Raw genomic sequence first — 22,567 nt, 5'->3', positions numbered from 1 at the left:
CCGATGGCGGCGCCGCGCTCCTTCACCTGGACGCGCCGCGTCTTCCTCACCCTGCTCACCGGCTTCGTCCTGCTGCCGGTGTACGTCATGGTCTCCAGCTCGCTGAAGCCGCTCGAGGACGTCTCCAGCCAGTTCCACTGGCTGCCGAGCAACCTGACCATCCGTCCGTACATCGACATCTGGTCGACGGTCCCGCTCGCGAAGTACTTCCTCAACTCCCTCGTCGTGGCGGGCGCCGCGACCGTCTGCTCCGTCGTGATCGCGGTCTTCGCCGCCTACGCCGTCAGCCGCTACGAGTTCCGCGGCAAGCGCGTCTTCTCGGTGACCGTCCTGTCGACGCAGATGTTCCCGGGCATCCTCTTCCTGCTGCCCCTGTTCCTGATCTACGTCAACATCGGCAACGCCACCGGAATCGCCCTGTTCGGCTCCCGCGGCGGCCTCATCCTCACCTACCTGACCTTCTCCCTGCCCTTCTCCATCTGGATGCTGATCGGGTACTTCGACTCGGTACCCCGCGACCTGGACGAGGCGGCCCTCGTCGACGGCTGCGGGCCGCTGCGCGCCCTGTTCAAGGTCGTCGTGCCCGCCGCGATCCCCGGCATCGTCGCGGTCGCCGTCTACGCCTTCATGACCGCCTGGGGCGAAGTCCTCTTCGCCTCCGTCATGACCAACGACGCCACCCGCACCCTCGCGGTCGGACTCCAGGGCTACTCCACGCAGAACGACGTGTACTGGAACCAGATCATGGCCGCCTCGCTGGTCGTGAGCGTGCCCGTGGTCGCGGGCTTCCTGCTCCTCCAGCGCTACCTGGTGGCGGGCCTGACGGCCGGAGCCGTCAAGTGACCGGCACGCCCCAGCACTCTCACCCCCAACCCGAAAGGACCTTCGTGACCATCGACTTCGCCGCACTCCCGGACGACTTCCTGTGGGGCACGGCCACATCGGCGTACCAGATCGAGGGAGCCGTGGCGGAGGACGGACGTTCACCGTCGATCTGGGACACCTTCTCGCACACCCCCGGGAAGATCGACAACAACGACCACGGCGACGTCGCCTGCGACCACTACCACCGCACCCACGAGGACATCGAGCTGATGCGGCGGCTCGGCACCAACGCCTACCGCCTCTCCGTCGCCTGGCCGCGGGTCGTGCCGGGCGGCGACGGCCCGGTCAACGCCAAGGGCCTGGCCTTCTACGACCGGCTCGTCGACGACCTGCTGGCCGCCGGCATCACCCCGTCCGTCACCCTCTACCACTGGGACCTGCCGCAGGTGCTCGAGGACCGGGGCGGCTGGCCGGAGCGGGCGACCGCCGAGCACTTCGCGTCGTACGCCTCCGTCGTCGCCGAACGCCTCGGCGACCGCGTCGGCCACTGGGCCACCCTCAACGAGCCGCTGTGCTCGGCCTGGATCGGTCACCTGGAGGGCAAGATGGCCCCCGGCCGGACCGACCTGACCGCGGCCGTCCGCGCCTCCTACCACCTGCTCCTCGGCCACGGCCTGGCGATGGAGGCCATCCGCGCGGCGGCCCCGGACGCCCAGGTGGGCATCGTCAACAACCTCTCCACCATCCACGCCGCCACCGACCGCGACGAGGACCTGGCGGCCGCCCGCCGCATGGACGGCCACACCAACCGCTGGTGGCTGGACCCGGTCCACGGCCGCGGCTTCCCCGAGGACATGCGCGAGCTCTACGGCGTCGAACTCCCCGAGCACCCCGGCGACATGAAGCTCATCGGCGCCGAACTGGACTGGCTGGGCCTCAACTACTACTTCCCCCAGACCGTCGCCGACGACCCCACCGGACCCGCCCCGCACGTACGCACCGTCCGCCGCGTCGGCGTCCCGCGCACCGGCATGGACTGGGAGATCGACGCCGGCGGCATCGAGGACCTGCTGCTGCGCCTGACCGAGGAGTACGGGGCGCGCAAGCTGTACGTCACCGAGAACGGTTCCGCCTTCCCGGACGTGATCCGCCCCGACGGCACGATCGACGACCCCGAGCGCCAGGAGTACCTGACCGCCCACCTCGCGGCCTGCGCCTCCGCCGCCCGCAGGGGAGCCCCGCTGGCCGGCTACTTCGCCTGGTCGCTGCTGGACAACTTCGAGTGGGCGTACGGCTACGACAAGCGCTTCGGCCTGGTCCACGTCGACTACGCCACGCAGGCCCGCACCATCAAGGGCAGCGGACACCACTACGCGGACATCATCGGCCGGGCACGGGGGAGGGAGCGCAAGGCCGCCTGAGACTCCGTGGTGGGTGCGGATGCGGGAGTCCGCGCCCACCACGGTGCACGGTTCACCCGCACGAACGCTTCTGTCAGGTGCACGACATTGAATCGTCCCAAGGAGAAGAAGCCGCATGCCGTCCCGTACCCCCCGCACTCTCCTCACCGCCCTGACCACCCTCGCCCTGCTGGCCGCGGTCCCGTCCCTCACCACCGCCACCCCGGCCGCCGCCGAGCCCTCCGCCGCCGCGGCGGCCTGGGACACCGACCGCGCGGCCACCGCGTACGCCGCCGACCCGGCCGCGGTCACCGCCTCGGCCAGTGAGAACGCCGGCACCGCCCCCGGCCTCGCCTTCGACGGCGACGGCGGCACCCGCTGGTCCAGCGACTTCACCGACGGCGCCTGGATCCGCGTCGACCTCGGGACGACGATCCGCGTCGACCGGGTGACGCTGGACTGGGAGGCGGCCTACGGCAAGAGATACGTACTGGAAGCGTCCGCGAACGGCACCGACTGGACGCCCTTCTACACCGAGACCGCCGGCACCGGCGGATCGGTCACCGCGCACACCTACCCCCAGGAGGTACGGGCCCGCTACGTCCGCATGCGCGGCATCGAACGCGCCACCCCCTACGGCTACTCCCTCTACTCCTTCAAGGTCTACGGCGGCGAACCGGCTCCCGCCTCCACCACCCGCACCAACCTCGCCCTCAACCACCCGGCGTACTCGAACGTCTACCAGCACGCGGGCAACTCACCGGCGTTCGTCACCGACGGCGGCCGGCCCGCCGACCTCAAGGGCGACGCCACCCGCTGGTCCAGCGACTGGAACGCCGACCGCTGGGTCTCCGTCGACCTCGGCGCCACCTCGAGCATCGACACGGTCGAGCTGTACTGGGAGGCGGCCTACGCCGTCGACTACGAACTCCAGGTCTCCGACGACAGCCGCACCTGGCGCACCGTGTACCGCCCCTCCGCCGACGAGGTCGCCGCCCGTCGCGCCGACGTCGAGTCCCCGGGCGAGGCCACCGGCCGCCACGACACCGTGCGCCTGCCCCAGCCCGTCACCGGCCGCTACGTCCGCATGCTCGGCAAGGAACGCCGTTCCTTCTACAACCCGGCGCCCGCGACCGCCCAGTTCGGCTACTCCCTCTACGAGTTCGAGGTCTGGGGCACCGGAGGCAGCGCGACCGCCGCCTACCCGGCGCTGCCCGGCGAACAGTCCGGCACCTACCGGACCACGTTCTTCGACGACTTCACCTCCGCCGCGCTGGACCGCGGCAAGTGGCGCGTCGTGCGCACCGGCACGGAGATGGGCTCCGTCAACGGCGAGTCGCAGGCCTACGTCGACTCGGCCGACAACATCCGCCTGGAGAACGGCGCCCTGATCCTGCGTGCCGAGCACTGCAAGGGCTGCACCAAAGCAGGCGGCGGCACCTACGACTTCACGTCCGGCCGCATCGACACCAACACCAAGTTCGACTTCACCTACGGCCGGGTCGGCGCCCGCATGAAGCTCCCCGTCGGCGACGGCTTCTGGCCCGCCTTCTGGCTGCTCGGCAGCAACGTCGACGACCCCTCCGTGTCCTGGCCGGCCTCCGGCGAGACCGACATCATGGAGAACATCGGCTACGGCGACTGGACCAGCAGCGCCCTGCACGGCCCCGGCTACTCGGCCGACGGCAACATCGGGGCACGCCAGGTGTACCCGGGCGGCGGCCGGGCCGACCAGTGGCACACCTACGCGGTGGAGTGGACGCCGACGGGCATGACGTTCTCCGTCGACGGCCGGGTGGTCCAGGAGACGACCCGCAACAAGCTGGAGTCGACGCGCGGCGCCTGGGTCTTCGGCCACGACCAGTACGTCATCCTGAACCTCGCGCTCGGCGGCGCCTACCCGGCGGGCTGGAACCAGGTCACCAGCCCGTACTGGGGGCTGCCGCAGACCAGCGTGGACCGGATCGCGGCCGGGGGAGTACAGGCCGAGGTGGACTGGGTGCGGGTGGAGCAGAAGGGATAGCCGGCCCCACCGGACGGGGCCGGGCCGCCGCCGGTCGTCAGGCGTCCTTCCGCGCCACCGCGCCGTAGATGCCGATCGGCGGGGCGTCGGGGAGCCGTGCCTCCTCGGGACGCCAGTCGGTGACCCGGACCAGCCCCGGCTCCACCATCGCGAAGTCCCCGAAGAAGTCGAGGACCTGCGCGTGCGCACGCAGGTTGAGGGACGCCGTGGCCTGGTTGTAGACGGCCGCCGCGTCCTCGCGCCGGTCCTCGTGGACGTCGCCCGTCGCGTGCGACAGGACGAGGTAGGAACCGGCGGGCAGCGCGTCGCGCAGCGTGGCGACGATGCCCGCCGGGTCCTGCGCGTCCGCCACGAAGTGCACGACGGCGACCAGCAGCAGCGCCACCGGCCGGTCGAAGTCGATGACCGCGCGCACCTCGGGATGGTCGAGGATCGCACGGGGGTCGCGCAGGTCGGCCAGGACGACGGCGGTGTCCGGGTCGTCCGCCAGGGCCCTCGAGTGGGTGGCGACGATGGGATCGTTGTCGACGTACGCGACCCGGGTACCGGGCGCGACGGACCGCGCGATCTGGTGCACGTTGGGTTCGGTGGGCAGACCGGTGCCCACGTCGAGTATCTGGCGGACGCCGCCCTCGGCCACCACGTGCCGCACCGCCCGGTGCATGAAGTGCCGGTTGGCGAGAACTCCCTCACGCACCTCGGGCGCCACCTTCATGAACTGCTCGGCGGCCCTCTGATCGACCTCGTAGTTGTCCTTCCCGCCGAGGAAGTAGTCGTACATCCGCGCCGGATGGGGCCTGCTCGTGTCGATCCGGTCGGGGTGGGCGGCGCTCTCGCCACTGCTCAGGGAGGTCATGCGGCCTCACTCCGTCATCAACTCGTGGGCCACCCAAGGCTGCGGAGCGATGAACACCTGGGTGAGCGCCGGTCGGAACATCATCTTGGCACGGGAGCGGGCGTCGGCGGGCCCCGGCCGTGCCGGAACCCGCCCCCGTGCTCACGCGCGCGCGAGCACGGCCTCCCACGCCGCCGCCGCTGCCGGATGACGGGCCGTCAGCGCGGTCGCCCGGACCGGTGATCCGGCCCCGCCGTCCGAGGCCCATCCCTCGTCGCACCCGAGCAGACCGGCCAGCGCGTCGCAGGCGGCCGGATGCGCGGTCAGCAACGCCGCTCCGGACGCCGCGACCGAGCCGCCCGGGTCACCGGACCGGCCCGTGTCCGACCAGTCCTGCGTGCAGCCCAGCAGCTCCGCCACCGCGTCGCACGTCGCCGGATGGGCCGGCAGCAGGGCCGCACCGCGCGGTGCGTGCCCGCCGGGGCCCGCCCGGTGGGCGTCCGGTGCGACCGGGGGCGTCCGCCACGGCGGCACCCAGGCGTCCAGCGCGGCCAGCCGCCCCGGGAAGATCCGGCCCGCCTCGCGGATCAGCAGCGGGGCCAGCTCCGCGGCGCTCGACCGCAGCGTCGTGATGAGCAGCGGCAGCCACGGCAGCAGCACCGCGTCCGGCAACCGCCCGAAGGCGTTCGACACCGCCTCCACCACCACGTCCGCAAGGCCCGGCACGGGCTCCAGCGCGTGGACGAAACCGCTCAGGTAGCGCGGATAGGCCGGCACCACCAGCGGGTTGGCCAGCAACGCGTCGCACCGGGCTCGCAGTTCGCCCCGCGACAGGGTGCCGAGCTGCACCTGCGCCGCCCACAGCAGGGCCGTCTTCGACGGATCCTCGGGGTGCGACTGTCCGACCGCCAGCTCCAGCTGGGTGCGGTCGCAGCCCAGCGACAGCGCGAGGCCCTCCATGCCGAACAGGAACCCGAGCATCGCCGCGACCTGCCCGGCCGTCGCGTCCTCGTCCCGGAACGCCGTCGGCAGCAGCGTGCAGTAGTGCGCGTACCCGGACTTGACGAACGACTCGATCCACGATGGCAGCACCGGCTCACTCGTCCGGTAGTAGGCGAGCAGCCCGCGCACCCGGCGCAGCACCTCCGGCGCGCCGTCGACACCCCGCTCGACGGCCAGCACCTTCAGCGCGTGCGTGCCGAGCTCGTCGGCGAGGCGGCGGCTGCCCAGGTACAGGGTGGCGTCCTCCACCGCGGCCAGCACCGTCGCCGTCGTCGCCCCGGGCCCGTAGGCGGCACGCCGCAGCCGCTGCTCCAGGACCTGCTCGATGCTGACGCCCTCGTAGCCCAGCTCGATCAGCGCCCGCTGGTGGGTGCCGAGCGCGAGGTCCCAGGACTCCTGGACGGACCGCTCACCGAGCCGCCGCTCACCCATGATGGGCCGGGCGGCACCGGGCGGCATCAGCCGCCGCAGCATCCACAGCACGTCGGAGCAGGCCCGCAGCTCCGGCCGGGACGCCATGTCCAGCAGCGCCCGCCGCACCCCGCGCTGCTGGAGCCGCAGCCCGAGCGGCTCCAGCCGGTCGTGCACGTCCCGGGCGAGCGGCGGCAGCGACTCGTAGCCGACCTGGCCGATCCGGTCGCCGCCCATCATGATCTCGACCAGGCGCCGCACGTCCCGCCGCCCCGGCACCACGTCCTTCTCGATGCAGGTGACCGCCGCGTCCTGGAAGTCGTACGGCGTCGGCTTCGCCCGGTCCCGCATCCCGGCCAGCAGGATCGACGTCTCGAAGACCGCGACGGCGTCGGCGGTGGAGGCGAGGTAGCCGCTGCGCCGGGCCGCGCGCACGATGTCCACCGACCAGCCGAGCAGCTCCGCCTCGTCCAGCGCGTCCAGTACGGGCGGCCGGCGCAGAAAACCCGACAGCCTGTCCGCGGGGGCGCCGGCCGGAGGAGCGGGCACGGCGGCCGGCTTCTTGGCCGCGGACTTCCTCTTCCCGGCCTGGCCCTCCAGCACGTACGGCCGCACCCGGGTCCGCTTCAGGCTCTTCGCCCACTCCGTCGCCGCGATCGACACCGAGCCCGCGGCGAGGCCGAACTGGGCCTCGATCGCCGCGTGGCTGGACGGGATCAGACCGTACTGCCATGCGGTCGCCGTACGCGGGGAGATCGTGAACGTGCCCGAGTCGCCCCGCACACCGAACTCCGCCACCCGGCTGGCCGCGTGGAACGCCCCGCACACGTACAGACAGTCGGCCGGGTCCGCGCCGCTCGCCGCCAGGTGCTCACGGATCCGGGTCCACATGTACCGCTCGCGGTCCTCGTCCACCCGCAGCCTGGAGCCGTCCCCGGGGGCGAGCCGCCGGAACAGGCTGCCGATGAGGAACATCACCTGGCGGTAGGTGTCGTGGTCGCTGTCCCCGAGCGGGACCTCGACGTACTGGTGCCACCACTCCGACCAGTGCCGCACCCTGCCGTGGCGCAGCAGGTGCTCCTCCAGCTCGGCGAAGCGCGGCCGCAGGTCGCCGATCTCGACGCCGACGGCCTCCCCGTGCAGCGCGGCCTCGGCCTCCTGAGGCGGTCCGGCCTCCTCCTGCGGCTGCTCGTCCCTGCCGTCCCACTGGAAGACGTGGTCCGACGACCGGTCCACGAGGACCAGCTCCACCCCCGGCGTGTCCAGCGCGTACGCGATGGCCTGGTACTCGGCGGACGCCTCGGTGACCGGCGCGACGACCGACAGCGGGGCCCATTCCTTGGGGAAGCCGTCGACGTCACCGGCGAAGGCCTGCACCGCGACCGGCAGCCTGCAATTGCGCAGCTCGGTCAGGAGCGGCGCCATGTCCTCGCACAGCTCCAGATAGACGACCTTGGGCTGCTTGGCGCGCAGCCGGCGGGCCATGGCGACGGCCGAGGCGGGGGAGTGGTGGCAGACGGGGAAGATCTCCAGCGGTTCGCGCACCGCACGGTCGACGTCGTCGACCAGGCCGAGGAGGATGCCCTCCAGGGCGTCGGGCCCGCCCGCGAACGCGGCCGCCGCCTCCTGGAGCTGCCCCTTCAGCGCGCCGAACGACGTGCTCTCCCGGTCCCCGCTCACGACAGCGTGGCGATCGCGTCGCGGCCGCCCTCCAGGAACTCGGGCCAGGAGCCGCCCTGCTCCTTGCTGCGCGGCTCGACGACACCGTGCAGATACTTGTTGAGGATGGCGAGGTCCTCGGGCTCGCGGCGGGTGAGGGAGCCGACGAGCGAGGAGGCGAGGGTGCGGGCGGTCAGGGCGCTCTCGCCGAAGAAGTTGCTGTGCAGGACGGCGTCCTCCAGCACGCCGATCTGCTCGGCCGTCGACAGCGCGGACTCCAGCTTCTCGTCGTCGCTGCCGGCCGCGGCCGCCGACCGGCGCAGGTCGGCGAAGCTCTGGAGCAGCACGTCGAGCAGGGTCGGCGGCACCTCGAGGTCGATCGAGTGCCGGCGCAGCAGCTCCTCGGTGCGGAAGCGGACGATCTCCGCCTCGCTCCGCTTGTTCGTCACCACCGGGATCCGGACGAAGTTGAAGCGCCGTTTGAGCGCCGAGGACAGGTCGTTGACACCCCGGTCGCGGCTGTTGGCCGTCGCGATGACGGAGAACCCGGGCCTGGCGAAGACGATGTTGTCGTCGCCCCCGCCGCTCTCCAGCTCGGGAACGGAGATGTACTTCTCGGAGAGGATCGAGATCAGCGCGTCCTGCACGTCACTCGTGGAGCGGGTCAGCTCCTCGAAGCGGCCGATGGACCCCGACTCCATCGCCGTCATGATCGGCGAGGGGATCATCGACTCCCGGGACTGCCCCTTGGCGATGACCATGGAGACGTTCCACGAGTACTTGATGTGGTCCTCGGTGGTGCCCGCCGTGCCCTGCACCACCAGCGTGGAGTTGCGGCTGATCGCGGCGGAGAGCAGCTCGGCCAGCCAGCTCTTGCCCGTCCCCGGGTCGCCGATGAGCAGCAGTCCGCGGTCGGAGGCGAGGGTGACGATGGACCGCTCGACGAAGCTCCGGTCACCGAACCACTTCTGCGCCACCTCCCGGTCCAGACCGTCGGACCGCTCGGAACCCAGGACGAACAGACGGACCATCTTCGGTGACAGCCGCCACGAGAACGGCTTGGGCCCGTCGTCGATGGACTCCAGCCAGTCGAGCTCCTCGGCGTACTTGATCTCGGCGGGAGCGCGCAGCAGTTCGGACATGAGGGTCGGCCTTTCGATGATCAGGTGAGGTTCGGTGATCAGGTGAGAAACGTCTTGAGTTCGTGCACGAGCTTCTTGATGTGGCCGGAGAGCACCGGCGTGCCGAGGTCCTTGAACCGCTCCCGGAACCACGGGTTGACGCTGCCGCGCCCCGAGCTGGTCACCGACCCGACGGGGATGAACTTCGCGCCCGAGCGGTGGACGGCGGCCATGGAGTCGAACAGCTCCTGGTGCCGCCACTCGTAGAAGTCGGAGATCCACACCACCACGGTGTTGCGCGGTTCGGCGATCTTCGGCTGGGCGAGGGCCATGGCGACCGTGCCGTCGGTGCCGCCGCCCAGCTTGGTGCGCAGGAGCGTCTCGAACGGGTCGTGCGCCCAGGGGGTCAGATCCAGCGCCTGCGTGTCGTACGCGACGAGATGGACGTCCACCTTCGGCAGCCCGGCGAATATGGACGCCAGGATGGTGCAGTTGACCATCGAGTCGACCATGGAACCCGACTGGTCCACGACGACGACGAGACGCTGGGGCGTCGTCCTGCGACTGGTGTGCCGGTAGTAGAGCCGGTCGACGTAGAGCCGCTCCTCCTCCGGGCTCCAGTTGGTGAGGTTCTTCCAGATCGTGCGGTCGATGTCGAGGTTGCGGAAGACGCGCTTGGGCGGGACGGACCGGTCGAGTTCGCCGACCGTGGACTTCTCCACCTGGGTGCGCAGGACCTCGGTGACCTCGTCCACGTAACGGCGGATGAGGGCCTTGGCGTTGGCCAGCGCGACACCGGAGAGGTTGTCCTTGTCGCGCAGCAACTGCTCCATCAGGGACATGCTCGGCGTCAGCCGGGCGGCCAGCGCGGGGTCCGCCAGCACCTCGCGCAGGTGCATGCGCCTGACCAGGCCGGCCTCGATGGAGCCGAGTTCCGGGCCGATGGCGGGCACGAGACGGCTGAGGTCCGGCGCGGGTCCGCCGACACCCGTGCCGGCCGGACCCGCGCCGGCCGGGCCGACACCGCCGCCGGACCGGCCCGGCCCGCCCGCGGCGCCGCGTCCGCCCCGCAGTTCGCCCGGCCGGCAGCCGAGGGCGCGCTCCAGCCAGTCCGCGTCGGACTGCCAGCGGGCCAGCTGCTCGGCGCTCACGTTGCCCGAGCCGGTGGCGAAGACGTTCAACAGCACCTTGGACACGAGCGCCGCACGCCGCACCTCCGCGGCCCGGTCCCGCGCTTCCTCGTCCTCCGGCTCGGGCACCATCAGCCCCTCGAACTCCGCCGCCAGGTCCGGATGGCGCTGGACCACCGAGTCGACCGAGGCGCCGGGGTCGAGCAGTGCGGTCGGCAGACCGATGTCCTCGACCACGGCGAGGCTCGCGGACTCCAGCGCGGCCTGCTCCTCCGGGTCGAAGAGCCGGGCCAGCAGACGCCAGTAGAGAACCTGCCGGCGGTTGTCCTGGGCATCACCGAGGGGCGGGGCACCGTGATCGTCGGCGTGGGGGTGATGGGTCATTTCCGCAGCAGCTTTCCGGCGCGCTCCCGCAGCACGGCGACGGCGTCCGTGGCGGCCTTCTCGGCCCGCGCCCCGGCCTTGTCGCTCGTGCCGCTGGCCCAGGCACCCGCGTGCACGGCGACGGGCTTCTTTCGCACCGTCCGCTCGACGGCGAGCGGCTGGAGCAGGAACTCCCCGGCGTCCCAGCGCAGCAGCCCCAGGCAGGCACCGGACGACGCCACGGCCTGAGGGGTGAGCGGCCCGGCGGCCGGCACCCGGTCCGCGTCCACCCGCAGCCGGCACCCGGCGACGTCGAGAACGACCCCGCCCGCCACGTCCCGCGCATCCTCCACGCCGTCCCCCTCCACGCCGTATCCCTCCACCAGGACGGGCACGGCGATCCGGACCGGATGCCGGTCCAGCGGCGACACGGCGAACGCCGCGGCGGCAGGGAGCGCCACCCGGGCGGTGGTGAACACGTCGGCGGGCTCACCCGCGCGGGCGCGGGAGTCGTCCCACAGCAGATCACCCTCGGCGGTGAGCGGCATCGCGTCGATGTCGACGGCACGGCCCTCGCCCACCGCCGCCAGCAGCGACATGTGCGGCCGCAGCACCTGCCACAGGCCGGCACCGACGACCGTGTCCGGCTTCGGCGCGGACACCGAGGCCCGCACCAGCCGGGACACGCCCCCGTCCGCGGGGTCGAGCACCGCGTGCACCTGCGCCTGGACGGCGGTGGCATGCTCCTGGACGTCCACGCCGAGCGGCAGCAGCCGTCCACCGACCTCCCTCACGGCGGGCCCGGACGCCGCCCCCGGCAGGGTCAGCAGCAGGGCACGCGCCCACAGGTCGGCCCAGCGGCGCACCGGTACCCGATCCAGGGACGCCCCGGGACAGCAGGCGGCCAGCTCGGCGGCGAACCCGTCGAGCAGCGTCGCGAGCCGGCGCAACGCCGGGTCGGGCAGCATCGCGGAGACGACGGGCGCGGCCCCGCCCACGAGCTCGTGGTCGATGCCCTGCCAGCCGGTCCGGGCCAGGTCGCACAGCCAACCGCGCGCGGCGACGAGCAGATTCCCCGCCCGCTCCTCGCCGGAATCCGGTCCGGCGGCCCACGGATCGGCGACCGGCCGGCCGGTGACCTCGTCCACCCGTGCCACGAGCGCGTCGTGAACGGATCCGAGCAACGCGGTGCGCGCGGCGGCCAGCGCGACGAAGTGCCCCTCGTCACCGCCCCCGGAGGATGCCTTCTCGGCGGCCTCGGCGACCCGTGACGCCAGCGGAGTCCCGGCGACGGCGTCGGCGAGCCCCGACAGCCCACCCGCCTGCGCGGGCCGCGGACGGAGCAGACCCCCGACGAGCACCGCGTCGAACCCGTCCACGGCCGCGAGGGCCTCGTCGAGCCCCTCGACGGCGTCGAGAAGCAGGTCGGCGCGCATCAGGCGGCCACCGCCCCGGTCGTCGGGAACCAGTGCATCTCGGGCAACGGAGCAGTGGTCGCCGCGAGTTCGAGATAGGCGAGCTGCCGCAGGAACCGGCTGAACACCCGGGCGGCGGCCGAGGCGTCCCCGGCTCCGGGCCTCGCCGCCGTCATCGCGGAGGTGAGCGCCGGGGCGTCGGCGGACTCCCCGGACTCGACCCTCAGGTAGCGGGCCACGCGCTCGGCGCCGTACTGCAGCACGGCCTCACCGACGAGGGCGCGGATGTGGTTGCAGAACGAGCCGCGCGCCCCGCCGCAGGGACGGTTGTTGTTGGTACTGCACGAGAAGGCGTAGGTCGACGCCACGACCGCGGACACGTACACCCGCCCGATGTCCGACCCACTGGAGACCACACCCTGCAACCGCCCGTCGGCCAGCTCCACGAACGGCACCTTGGCGAGCTTGCGCGGCCGCGCGGACGGCACCACACGCACCGTGCTCGACTTCTCCCAGACGGACAACGCACCATCTCCCATGCACGTGAAGGGGGGGTGTTCACGCCACCTCGGCGGAACGGGACCGAATCTATCGGCGACCACTGACAACGCCCTGCGGCCAGGGACGGCCCCGCTACGCTGACGATCCGACGATGCCGTTCCGCGTACGGAGGAGTGTCCTGTGACCGCCGGTACACCCAGAACCCACATCGACACGAGCAAGCCGCACCCGGCCCGCGTCTACGACTGGCTGCTGGGCGGCAAGGACAACTACCCCGTCGACCAGCGGGTCGGCGAGACCCTCCCCGAGGAGGCACGCGGCAACGCGGCCCGCAACCGGGCGTTCATGCAGCGCGCGGCGGCCTGGCTGGCGAAGAACGGCGTCGACCAGTTCCTGGACATCGGCACCGGCATCCCCACCGAACCCAACCTGCACCAGATCGTGCAGGCGATCAGACCGGACGCCCGGATCGTCTACGCGGACAACGACCCGATCGTCCTCCGGCACGCGGAAGCGCTGCTGACCAGCACCCCGGAGGGAGTCACGGCCTTCCTCCACGCGGACGTACGACAGCCCGCGACGATCCTCGAACGCGCCCGTGAAGTACTGGACTTCAACCGACCCATCGCCCTCTCCCTGATCGCGCTCCTGCACTTCCTGCCGGACGACGAGGACCCGTACGGTCTCCTGCACACCCTCGTCGAAGCCCTTCCCTCCGGCAGCCACCTGCTCCTGTCGCACGGCACCGCCGACCAGCACCCGGAGCTGAAGCAGGAGACCGAAGCCGCGTACAAGAAGGGCGCGATCTCCTTGCGGATGCGTACCCGCAGCGAGGTCGAGCCCTTCTTCGCGGGACTGGAACTCCTCGCGCCCGGCCTCGTGTTCGCGACCGAGTGGTACCAGGAGGAACCCGCGCCCACGCGGGAACGCAGCGGCTTCTACGTGGGCGTGGCGCGGATCCCCTGAGCAGGGCGAGCAGCACGGAGGAGGCGGCCCGCGCCCACCGGGCCGCCTTGACGTGAGCCGGAACGGGCCGATACTTGTGCGCAGCATGGGTCGGTCGGTGTCCGTGGTCGGCGCGAGGCGGGACAGATGAAGAAGAGACTGAGTGCCACGGGTGCCGTTCTGGGCGTCCTCACCACGCTGGCCGCCCTTCCAGCGGGCGCCGAGGCGTCCCCGCACGCGGTCGGGTATCAACCCTCGGCCCGGCAGACGCTTCCCCTGGGTCCCGACGGACTCCCCGAGACGCGCACCACGACCACCCTCCAGCCGGGCGTCACCCTCACCCGCATCGTGCGCGGCAACACCGACGACCCCGCACTCCACTGGACGGTCGAGGTCTCCATCCCCGGCGGCGACACCTCCCCGGACCCCGACGCACCGCCGACCGCCCTGAAGGACCTGGCGAGCGCCGACGAACTGGCCGCCGAACTGCGGCGGGACGGCTTCGAAGCGGGGGTGGAGGAGGTGACGACAGGTGCGACGGCCGACTACCGGGGCGGCACCCTCGGCTGGCGGGTCCGCATCGGCGCCTTCGACACGCAGACGGCAGCGACCGCGGAACGCACCCGCCTGAGAGCGGCCGGGTATTCGGGCTCGGCGGTGTACACGGGTTGGGACGGAGAGGCCACGGACCGCGGCCCGTGGCGCGTCGACGTACTCACCATCGACCCGCGCAGGTTCCGCGGCACCCTCGACGCGTCGTACGGCCCCGACCTGGAGAACCGCGAGACGACCAGCGCGCTCTCGGCGTCGGCCACCGCGACGGCCGCCGTCAACGCCGGCTTCTTCGTCCTCGACCCCAAGGCGGGCGCACCGGGCGACCCCGCCGGAGTGGGCGTGTACGACGGCCGCCTCCTGAGCGAACCGGTGGCCGGACGCCCGGCCCTCGTCGTCCACGACAACGGCCGCCGCACCGAGATCGCCCGCCTCACCTGGCAGGGCCGGATCGCCACTCGCGCAGCCTCCCTCCCGCTGAACGGCGTCAACCGCGTACCGGGCCTGATCAGGAACTGCGGCGGCAGCGCGGGTGACACCCCCACGTCGCTCCCGCTGCACGACGTCACCTGCACCAACCCCGACGAGCTGGTCACCTTCACCCCGGACTACGGCGACAGCACACCCGAGGGCGCAGGTCTGGAGGCCGTGCTGGACGCCCACGAGCGGGTCGTGGAACTGCGCTCACCACGCGGTGGAGCGATCCCCCGGGGCGGCAGCTCGGTCCAGGCGACGGGCGAACGCGTCGCCGACCTGGCCACCCTGGCCCACGTGGGCGACCGCCTGCGCGTGAGCACGACCCTGCTGGACGACCGAGGCCGCCGGATGCCCACCTCGCCCCGTACCGACATCGTGAACGCGGGACCCGAACTGGTGCGCCACGGCCGTATCCACGTCACCCCCGCCACCGACGGCATGGTGCACCCCGGCGACCCGAGCTGGTACTACGGCTGGGTCCACAAGCGCAACCCGCGCACCCTGGCCGGGGTGGACGGCGCGGGCCGCACCGTCCTCGTCACCGCCGACGGGCGCAGCACGGGCTCCCTCGGACTCAGCATCGGGGAGAGCGCGGAGGTCGCGAGGTCACTCGGCCTGCGCGACGCGGTCAACCTGGACGGCGGCGGCTCGACGACGATGGTGGCCGAGGGCGCCGTACTCAACTCCCCCTCGGACGCGGCGGGCGAACGCCCGGTCGGCGACGCGCTGTTGATCCTGCCGCACCGGCACGGCACCTGACCCGGTCCGCCCCGACCGCCCGCGCACCAAGTACTACCCGTCACCCGTCACCCATCACGAACCACCCACCACGCACCACGCAACACGCACCACGCAACACGCACCACGCAACACGCACCACGCACCACGCACAGCAACCCACCCAGGGAGCCGCCGTGTTCGCGAACGTGCCCACCGTCCTCACTCCGCTGCGAGCGAGACTCCTCCTGGTCCTCGCCGTCCTACTGGCCGTCCTGCTGGCCGTCCTGATGCCGACCGCTCCAGGGGCCCTGGCCGCCGGGAAGCCGGAGACCGGCGCCACCCGCCCCGGCGCGGAGGTCGTCGCCGTCACCCGGGTCGCGGACCGGCAGGTCGACCTGTCCGTGCGGTCGACGGCCCTGGGCGGCCGGACGGTCAAGGTCCGGCTCCTCACCCCCGACGGCTGGAACCCGCACGACCGACGCCACCGGAAGCACTGGCCCACCCTCTGGCTCCTGCACGGCTGCTGCGGCGACTACACGTCCTGGACCAGCATGACGGACGTGGCGGAGACGGACAGCCTGCGCGACGTCCTCGTCGTGATGCCCGAGGCCGGCTGGAACGGCTGGTACAGCGACTGGTGGAACCACGGCCAGGGCGGGGACCCGGCATGGGAGACGTTCCACACGAAGGAACTGCGCCACCTCCTGGAACGCGACTGGGGCGCGGGCAGCAACCGCGTGGTCGCCGGCCTGTCCATGGGCGGCCAGGGTGCCCTGCTGTACGCCGCCCGGCATCCCGGGATGTTCAAGGCGACGGCGGCGTACTCCGGTTCCGCCCACCCCCTCCTGAACGACGAGTCGGTCGACCGCATCATGGGCTTCTTCGCCGGCCAGGGCAACGACCCGCTCCGCGTCTGGGGCGATCCGGTCGCCCAACGCGGCATCTGGCAGGCCCACGACCCCTTCCACCTCGCCAAGCGACTGAGGTCGATCCCGGTCTACCTTTCCTGCGGCGACGGCACCACAGGCCCCCTGGACGCACCGGGCGCCACGAGCGCCCTGGAGGCCGACTTCAACCGCCAGAACCACGCACTCGCGGCCGAGTTGGAGCGCGTGGGCGCCAGGCACGTCACGACCAACTTCTACGGTCCGGGAACCCACGGCTGGGCCTACTGGGAACGGGAACTGCACGCATCGCTGCCTATGCTGCTGGGGGCGCTGGGCACCGCCGGCGGCTGAACCCCGTACTCGCCCCAGCCCCGCGGAGCCTCAGAACGACCAGCGCGTATGGCTGTAGACCCCCTCGTCCCGGCCGAACCCGTACGCGGTGACGGGAGCTACGGCGAACAGCACCGCGTCCCCGCTCCGCAGGGCGCCCCCGATCCCGTGGAAGGTGCCCTCCGCCGACGTGATGTGCTCCCGGTACTTCCCCTCGTACGCGGCGATCACCTCCTCCAGCACCGCCGGATCACCGACCGGTGCCGCTTCGCCCTCGACCACCAGGTCGAACCCGTCGGTGAGGGAGTTCGTACCCGTGAGCAGCGCGCAGTGCGCGTCATGGGCCAGGTTCCGGGCCTTCTGCTCACCCGGTCCGGTGGAGAAATACAGCACACCGTCGTGCCAGGCCGCGATCACCGGCGTGACGTGCGGCCCACCGCCCGGTCGCACCGTGACCACCCAGAAGATCTCGGCGTCCGCCACGCGCCGTTGGGCTTCGGCCCACTCGGTGGCGGTGACGTCCGCGGCGCCGGGACGGGGATTGAGTGCGGAGCTGTAACGGGCGTCGAGTTCGGTCGTGGGTTGCCGTACGGCGGGTTGTTCCGTGGACATGGCAGATCTCCTCGCTGTCGTCCCCGTAACGACTGCCGGCCGGCCCGGACATCATCGGTACGCCTGGCGGGGGTACACCGATCCGGTCAGCGCAGCGAGGAACGGGTGTCCGGCTGCCGCTGCTCGCACCCCTCGCGACGTATCCGCTCGGTGCCCCACGCGCCGAGCGGTCCGAGGGCCCGGTTGAGTGTGCGGCCGTGCTCGGTCAGGGAGTACTCCACACGCGGCGGCACCTCGGCGTACACCTCCCGGTGGACGAGCCCGTCCGCCTCCATCTCCCGCAGGTGCTGGGTGAGCATCTTCTCGCTCACGCCCGGCAGCCCCCGACGGAGCTCGGCGAAACGGCGTACCCCGTGGGCGTCGAGCTCCCAGAGGATCAGACCCTTCCACTTGCCGCTCACCACGTCGAGCGCAGCGTCGATGCCGCAGACGTACGGCCCGGACCTCGACCCCTTGGCCATCGCTCAGCCCCTTACGAATCGGTAAGTACCGCAGAAAAGAGTGGGTACTTCCGAGGCTACCCGTGCCCTCAGAGGATGAAGGGGTGAACGAACACAAGGACCGCACCACCAGCCCCGCCACCCCCGTTTCCGTGATCGGCCTGGGCCCGATGGGCCGGGCCGTCGCCCACACCCTCCTCACCGCCGGTCACCCGGTCACCGTCTGGAACCGCACGGCGAGTCGGGCCGACGGCGTCGTCGGCGCCGGCGCGACGCTCGCGCCGACACCCCGCGAGGCGCTCGAGGCGAGCGAACCGGTGCTGCTCAGCCTCACCGACTACCAGGCGATGTACGACATCCTCGACGACACAACCGAAGCGCTGGCCGGGCGCACACTGGTCAACCTCAGCTCCGACACCCCCGACCGCACGCGCGAGGCGGCAGCGTGGGCCGCCCGCCACGGCGCCGCCTTCCTCACCGGAGGAGTCATGGTCCCCGCGCCCATGGTCGGCACGAACGCGGCCCACATCTACTACAGCGGCCGCGAGGAACTGCTGGAGAACCACCGGGACGTGCTGACCCTGCTGGGCACCCCGAAACACCTGGGCGAGGACCCGGGCCTCGCCCAACTGATGTACCAGGCCCAGCTCGCCGTCTTCCTCACCACCCTGTCCGGCCTGATGCACGCCACCGCGATGCTGGGCACCGCAGACCTGAAGGCCCAGGAGGCGCTGCCGGAACTGCTCTCCTCCGCCGACTCCATCGGCGACATCCTGAGGGCGGGCGAGGAACACCCCGGCGCCGCCCTCGACGCCGGTGAACACCCCGGCCACCTCAGCACGGTCACCATGATGGGCGCGACGTCCGGCCACATCGTCGACACCAGCACGGCACTCGGCCTGGACCTCGCCCTCCCGACGGCTGTCCAGGGCCACTACCGCCGAGCGATCGAGAACGGCCACGGCAGCGACAACTGGACGCGCATCATCGACAGCATCGCGAAACCGCACTGAGGCGAAGCCCCCTGGAGGCCCAGGCCCGCCTCTACGGCACAGCGCTCTTCCGCTCCGCGTCGCTGAGGGGCGGCCCTTGCAGGTGCGGCCTCTTGGGACCGATGAGCATGGGAATGAGCATGTCGGGGGAGAACAGGCGGGTCGCGGGTCGCTCCAGGCTCATGACGTCCAGCAGGGCCGCCATGGCGCGCGGATTGCGTGCGCCGGTTTCCACGGCCTTGTCGACGAAGCGCGCGAGAAGACGTTCGACGCTGTTGGGCCGGGTGTCGGTGGCTCCCGGATACAGGGCGTCCTGGCCCACGGCCAAATCCCAGGCGGCGGCCACCGGCCGTGCGGCGGCGCGCTGCAGACGGCGTGTCAGACCCGGGCGTCCCCACCCCGTGGCGTCGAGCGTGTCACGGACGGCGAGGGCGCACTGGGCGGCGACCGTCAGACCGTGACCGTAGACGGGGTTGTAGCCCGCGATGGCGTCGCCGAGGACGAGGAAGCCGTCCGGCCACCGTTTCACGTGCTCGTAATAGCGACGGCGGTTGGCCGTGGCACGGGTGGTGGTGATGCCCCCGAGCGGCTCGAGGTCTTTGACGAGTTCGCCGATGACGGGATCACCGAGGTTGAGTGCGAAGTCGACGAAGGCCCCGGGATCGTCGGTGGGCTCACCGCCGCGGGTACCGGCCAGCGTGACGATCCAGCGGTTTCCCTCGATGGGCAGGATGATGCCTCCTCGCCCCGGCGGTTTGGCCGGGTTGGCCTGCACATTGACGAGGGGGAAGTCGGTGTCACGGGTGGCCACGGGGGCGCGGTAGAGACGGGTGGCGTAGACGAGACCGGCGTTGACCTCTCGCTCCGTGACGCGAGGCGCTCCGAGCGCGGTGAGCCATTGCGGCGCGCGGGACCCTCGGCCCGAGGCGTCCACGACCAGGTCCGCGCGCAGGGTGCCTTCCTCGCCACCGGCGCGCACGCGGACCCCGGTGACGGCCGCGGCGTCGCCTTCGAGGCGGAGCACGGTGGTCTCCTGGCGGAGCATGACGCGTGCGTCGGCCAGGACGCGGTTGCGCAGCACGGAGTCGAGGAGGTCGCGGGAGCACACGAGGTTGCGGTGATGGGTGGCGGTGAACCGGCGGAACCACACTTCGTTGGGGGCTCGGGAGACCATGTCGCCCATGATGTGCACCAGACGGCCGCCGTCGGCGACGATCTCGCCGGTGAGGCCGGGGAGGAGGTCGTCGAACGCCCTGACTCCTCCACTCCACACCAGGTGGGCGTGGCGGGCCTGGGGAACGCCCCTGCGCGGTTCGGGCCCCTCGGGGAGGCGGTCGCGTTCGACGACGGTGACGTCGGCGAAGTCCGCGAGGGCCGCCGCGGCGAGCAGCCCGGTGGCGCCGGCGCCTATGACCACCGCGGTGGGCCGGCGGGTGACGATTCCTTCAGCCATGGTTTCGCGCGCTCTCTGTGCTGGTCATGCGTCGGTGGACGTCGTGGAGAATGCGGGGCCGGTGCAGGGCGGACGCGATGCCTTCGATGCGGTCGTCCATGAGCACGCCTCCCCGCGGTCCCTGGGGATGGGCGACGGGAGGTCCCCCCTGCTGGTAGGTGCGGATGGCGGCACTGATCGTGACGGCTCCGGCGACACCGTCCGCGTTCGGGACCCCGTACCCGGCCTGTGCGGTTTCGCGGGCCTGTTGGTAGAGAGCCGGGTCGACGTAGGGGCCGAGCATGCGCAGTGCGTCGTGGATGCGCTGCCGGCGTTGCAACAGCCGCAGGTCGAGTGGGGTCCACGGTCCGAAGCGTGCTTCGGCCGCCGCCGGGGTGATGATGCGGAGTGCGTGCCACAGCGGGGCGAGCCGACGGTACTCGCGCCGCTCCCGGACCCATTTATGGAGGAAGGGCCCGGCCTGGGGGACGATGAAGCCGAGCGCGACGAGGGCGGCTTCCAGCAGCGCGAACGGGGGCGCGGCCCGGGTGCTCAGTGCGTCCCAGTCGTGCCCCGACCAGCGCGCGCCGAGCGCGGCCAGTTTCGCTCCGTCGAAGACGAGTCCGGAGGCGAACCCCAGTTGCAGGAACACCACTCCTGCCTTCAGCCAGCGGTTGGCCACTTCGGGGAACCACTTCCACAGCATGGAGACCGCCACGAGGGACGACACCGTGTGCGCGGCGATGTAGAGGAGGATGTGTTCGCGCATCCAGGGGGTGCCGGCGTAGTAGGTGTCCAGGTCGTAGATGCGTGCCGTGGGGACGTCGGCCAGGATGAACGTCAGCCACAGGACGGCGACGACTCCCGCGTAGATCCAGTAGATGCGGCGGATTCTGCGCCGCCGTCCCACCGACGGTGGTTCCCGCCAGCGCATGATCATGGTCAGGCCGGTGGCGCAGAAGGCGGTGAGGAAGGAGTAGGCCCAGGGGGAGGCGATGTTCGGTACACCCGTGAGGTCGTTGAGCCGTTCTATGTTGACCGGGGTGATCACGACCAGGACGGCGGTGGCCCAGATCAGCAGGAGAGTGGTCGCCCTGACGTCCGGGTCGCGGGAGGCCCGCAGGAACGTGGGGAGCTTCAGCACGAGGGCGAACGCCAGCAGCGCGGTGGGCAGGATGTAGGGGATGTGGAAGGACGGGCTCATGACAGCAGGTGCCCGCCGCGGTTGCTCAGGGACAGGTTGATGCGGCCTTCCACGGTGTCCGCGCTGACCGGGCCCCGCGCGTAACGGCCTTTCGTCCAGGTGCGGACCTCCCGGCCGAAGAGGAGCCCGAACGTCTCGGCGTCCGCCTCGTGGTCGTCGCGGGATTCCGCACGGGCCGCGACGGCAAGGAGTGCCTCCGTGGGTACCTCGTGCGCTGCGAGGATCTGTTCGACGGCCCGCTCCATCACTTCTCCGGCCTGCTCGGTGGGCAGCGCACGGCCGGCGGCCGGCATGCCCGCCACGTGGTGTCCGCAGTCCCCCTGCTCCTCGTGCCACAGCTCGTGTCCCAGGATGACCAACTGCGCCTCGGGAACCGTGTGTTCCTCCACCACGATGATGGAGTGGTCACCGCAGTCCAGGCGCATGCCGGAGACGGGAATGTCCGGCGGGAACCCCCGGAACACGAGTCGGATCGGCCGACCGGTGCGTGCGCTCATGGCCGCGCAGAAGGCTTTCATGACCTCCCGGGGCTCGGCCGGCCGCTGAATGGCCCCCGCCGTGTGCCGGCCCAGGAGGGAGAGTAAGGACTTCATCGCTCTGGTGCTCACTGCTCGCGGCCTCCGTCCGGGGGTACGACGGACCGCATGACGCCTTCAAGGAGGCGTTCCAACTGCTCGCGGGTCAGGGAACCGTGCGCGCGCAGGTCGGCGGACCGTACGCCGTACCGATCCATCAAGGCGAGCACGGGGTCGTTCTCGGGGTGTTCCAGTCCGTGCAGGACGGGGAGCAGGACGCGGTTGAGCGCGTCGGCGGCCGACGCGGTGAAGAACGCCTCTCCCTCCTCGACGCCGAAGTACTCGACGAGCCCGTGCAGAAGCTCGACGCTGGGCACCTTCTTGCCGTCGCAGACCTGCCGGGCCCAGTAACCGGAGACACCGAGCCGCTCGGAGATGTCCGAGGCCAGGTCGGACATGCGTTTGCCGGTCGCGGCCATCTCGGCTTCGGCGAGAGCGGCGATCCGCATCCGGACCCGGTCGTTGACGGAGTCGTCCGGTGGCGCACCGCCCTGGAGCAGGATGCGGACGGTGGACACCGGCAGTGCCGCCCGGCCGGCGAGCTCCGCCGCGTCCAGCGGCTTCGAAGAGACTCCCTGCTCCCGGACGACCTGGTCGAGACGCCGCAGGGTTTCGGAGAGAGGATAAGGTGATGCCACCGTTGCACTCCCGTTCGGGTGCTGACGCCTGGTGTCGCTGACGGCACCCTATGTGGTGAACACGGCGACAGGCAACGG

General features: G+C 71.7%; 19 protein-coding genes. 7 read left to right on the top strand and 12 right to left on the bottom strand.

What is annotated here, in order from left to right; translation table 11 throughout:
- The first annotated feature begins 3 nt into the window (after positions 1–3).
- The 3 genes from OHA99_RS04590 (at position 4) to OHA99_RS04580 (ending at position 4,248) form a co-directional block, all read left to right on the top strand.
- Complete coding sequence (locus OHA99_RS04590; protein ID WP_153181669.1) at positions 4–843, top strand: carbohydrate ABC transporter permease; 840 nt, start codon at positions 4–6, stop codon at positions 841–843.
- Between the two features lie 44 nt (positions 844–887).
- A complete protein-coding gene (locus OHA99_RS04585; protein ID WP_405694244.1) occupies positions 888–2,246 on the top strand; it encodes a GH1 family beta-glucosidase in 1,359 nt (452 codons plus the stop codon).
- Positions 2,247–2,361: 115 nt separating this feature from the next.
- On the top strand, positions 2,362–4,248 hold the full coding sequence (locus OHA99_RS04580; RefSeq protein WP_405694241.1) for a discoidin domain-containing protein: 1,887 nt from the start codon (positions 2,362–2,364) through the stop codon (positions 4,246–4,248).
- Positions 4,249–4,285: 37 nt separating this feature from the next.
- Here OHA99_RS04580 and OHA99_RS04575 read toward each other — a convergent pair whose 3' ends face one another.
- The 6 genes from OHA99_RS04575 to OHA99_RS04550 all read right to left on the bottom strand — a co-directional run bounded on the left by OHA99_RS04575 (position 4,286) and on the right by OHA99_RS04550 (position 12,723).
- Complete coding sequence (locus OHA99_RS04575) at positions 4,286–5,104, bottom strand: SAM-dependent methyltransferase (RefSeq protein ID WP_153176961.1); 819 nt, start codon at positions 5,102–5,104, stop codon at positions 4,286–4,288.
- A gap of 141 nt (positions 5,105–5,245) precedes the next feature.
- Positions 5,246–8,176, bottom strand: coding sequence for a hypothetical protein (locus OHA99_RS04570; RefSeq protein WP_405694238.1), 2,931 nt, complete (start codon positions 8,174–8,176; stop codon positions 5,246–5,248).
- A complete protein-coding gene (locus OHA99_RS04565; RefSeq protein WP_153176959.1) occupies positions 8,173–9,297 on the bottom strand; it encodes an AAA family ATPase in 1,125 nt (374 codons plus the stop codon). The genes OHA99_RS04570 and OHA99_RS04565 overlap by 4 nt, the downstream gene beginning before the upstream one ends.
- Positions 9,298–9,335: 38 nt before the next feature.
- The gene (locus OHA99_RS04560; protein ID WP_405694235.1) at positions 9,336–10,790 is read right to left on the bottom strand and encodes a vWA domain-containing protein; all 1,455 of its coding nucleotides are present in this window, start codon (positions 10,788–10,790) and stop codon (positions 9,336–9,338) included.
- On the bottom strand, positions 10,787–12,205 hold the full coding sequence (locus OHA99_RS04555) for a hypothetical protein (protein ID WP_405694232.1): 1,419 nt from the start codon (positions 12,203–12,205) through the stop codon (positions 10,787–10,789). Before OHA99_RS04555 ends, OHA99_RS04560 begins: the two co-directional genes overlap by 4 nt.
- A complete protein-coding gene (locus OHA99_RS04550) occupies positions 12,205–12,723 on the bottom strand; it encodes a hypothetical protein (RefSeq protein ID WP_405694230.1) in 519 nt (172 codons plus the stop codon). The genes OHA99_RS04555 and OHA99_RS04550 overlap by 1 nt, the downstream gene beginning before the upstream one ends.
- Positions 12,724–12,865: 142 nt before the next feature.
- Here OHA99_RS04550 and OHA99_RS04545 point away from each other — a divergent pair, with 142 nt between their 5' ends.
- From OHA99_RS04545 to OHA99_RS04535, 3 genes are all read left to right on the top strand, one after another.
- Positions 12,866–13,651 carry an SAM-dependent methyltransferase gene (locus OHA99_RS04545; RefSeq protein WP_405694228.1) on the top strand — a complete coding sequence of 262 codons (786 nt, stop codon included), beginning with the start codon at positions 12,866–12,868 and terminating at the stop codon, positions 13,649–13,651.
- A gap of 126 nt (positions 13,652–13,777) precedes the next feature.
- Positions 13,778–15,418 (top strand): phosphodiester glycosidase family protein, encoded by a 1,641-nt coding sequence (locus OHA99_RS04540; RefSeq protein ID WP_405694225.1) that lies wholly within the window; start codon positions 13,778–13,780, stop codon positions 15,416–15,418.
- Positions 15,419–15,573: 155 nt separating this feature from the next.
- On the top strand, positions 15,574–16,617 hold the full coding sequence (locus OHA99_RS04535) for an alpha/beta hydrolase (protein WP_405694222.1): 1,044 nt from the start codon (positions 15,574–15,576) through the stop codon (positions 16,615–16,617).
- Between the two features lie 30 nt (positions 16,618–16,647).
- Here OHA99_RS04535 and OHA99_RS04530 read toward each other — a convergent pair whose 3' ends face one another.
- Positions 16,648–17,208, bottom strand: a complete 561-nt coding sequence (locus OHA99_RS04530) for a pyridoxamine 5'-phosphate oxidase family protein (RefSeq protein WP_366471367.1) — start codon at positions 17,206–17,208, stop codon at positions 16,648–16,650.
- 86 nt (positions 17,209–17,294) lie between these two features.
- Entirely contained in the window at positions 17,295–17,669 is a 375-nt protein-coding gene (locus OHA99_RS04525; protein WP_366471368.1) for a helix-turn-helix domain-containing protein, read from the bottom strand.
- Between the two features lie 83 nt (positions 17,670–17,752).
- Between OHA99_RS04525 and OHA99_RS04520 the strand changes: the two genes are divergently transcribed.
- Complete coding sequence (locus OHA99_RS04520) at positions 17,753–18,661, top strand: NAD(P)-dependent oxidoreductase (RefSeq protein WP_405694217.1); 909 nt, start codon at positions 17,753–17,755, stop codon at positions 18,659–18,661.
- Between the two features lie 31 nt (positions 18,662–18,692).
- Here OHA99_RS04520 and OHA99_RS04515 read toward each other — a convergent pair whose 3' ends face one another.
- Genes OHA99_RS04515 through OHA99_RS04500 form a run of 4 tightly spaced genes read right to left on the bottom strand, consistent with a single transcriptional unit; the run spans position 18,693 to position 22,489 of the window.
- Entirely contained in the window at positions 18,693–20,093 is a 1,401-nt protein-coding gene (locus tag OHA99_RS04515) for an NAD(P)/FAD-dependent oxidoreductase (protein ID WP_165683995.1), read from the bottom strand.
- Positions 20,086–21,276 (bottom strand): MAB_1171c family putative transporter, encoded by a 1,191-nt coding sequence (locus OHA99_RS04510; protein ID WP_405694214.1) that lies wholly within the window; start codon positions 21,274–21,276, stop codon positions 20,086–20,088. The genes OHA99_RS04515 and OHA99_RS04510 overlap by 8 nt, the downstream gene beginning before the upstream one ends.
- Positions 21,273–21,884, bottom strand: a complete 612-nt coding sequence (locus OHA99_RS04505) for a toxin (RefSeq protein WP_381608117.1) — start codon at positions 21,882–21,884, stop codon at positions 21,273–21,275. Before OHA99_RS04505 ends, OHA99_RS04510 begins: the two co-directional genes overlap by 4 nt.
- Complete coding sequence (locus OHA99_RS04500) at positions 21,881–22,489, bottom strand: hypothetical protein (protein WP_405694211.1); 609 nt, start codon at positions 22,487–22,489, stop codon at positions 21,881–21,883. The genes OHA99_RS04505 and OHA99_RS04500 overlap by 4 nt, the downstream gene beginning before the upstream one ends.
- Between the last annotated feature and the right edge of the window lie 78 nt (positions 22,490–22,567).

The sequence above is a fragment of the Streptomyces coelicoflavus genome, from assembly GCF_045041415.1.
Classification (GTDB): Bacteria; Actinomycetota; Actinomycetes; order Streptomycetales; family Streptomycetaceae; genus Streptomyces; species Streptomyces coelicoflavus.
Note: the sequence above shows the minus strand (reverse complement) of the source record. Positions and strands in the feature narration are given on the sequence as shown.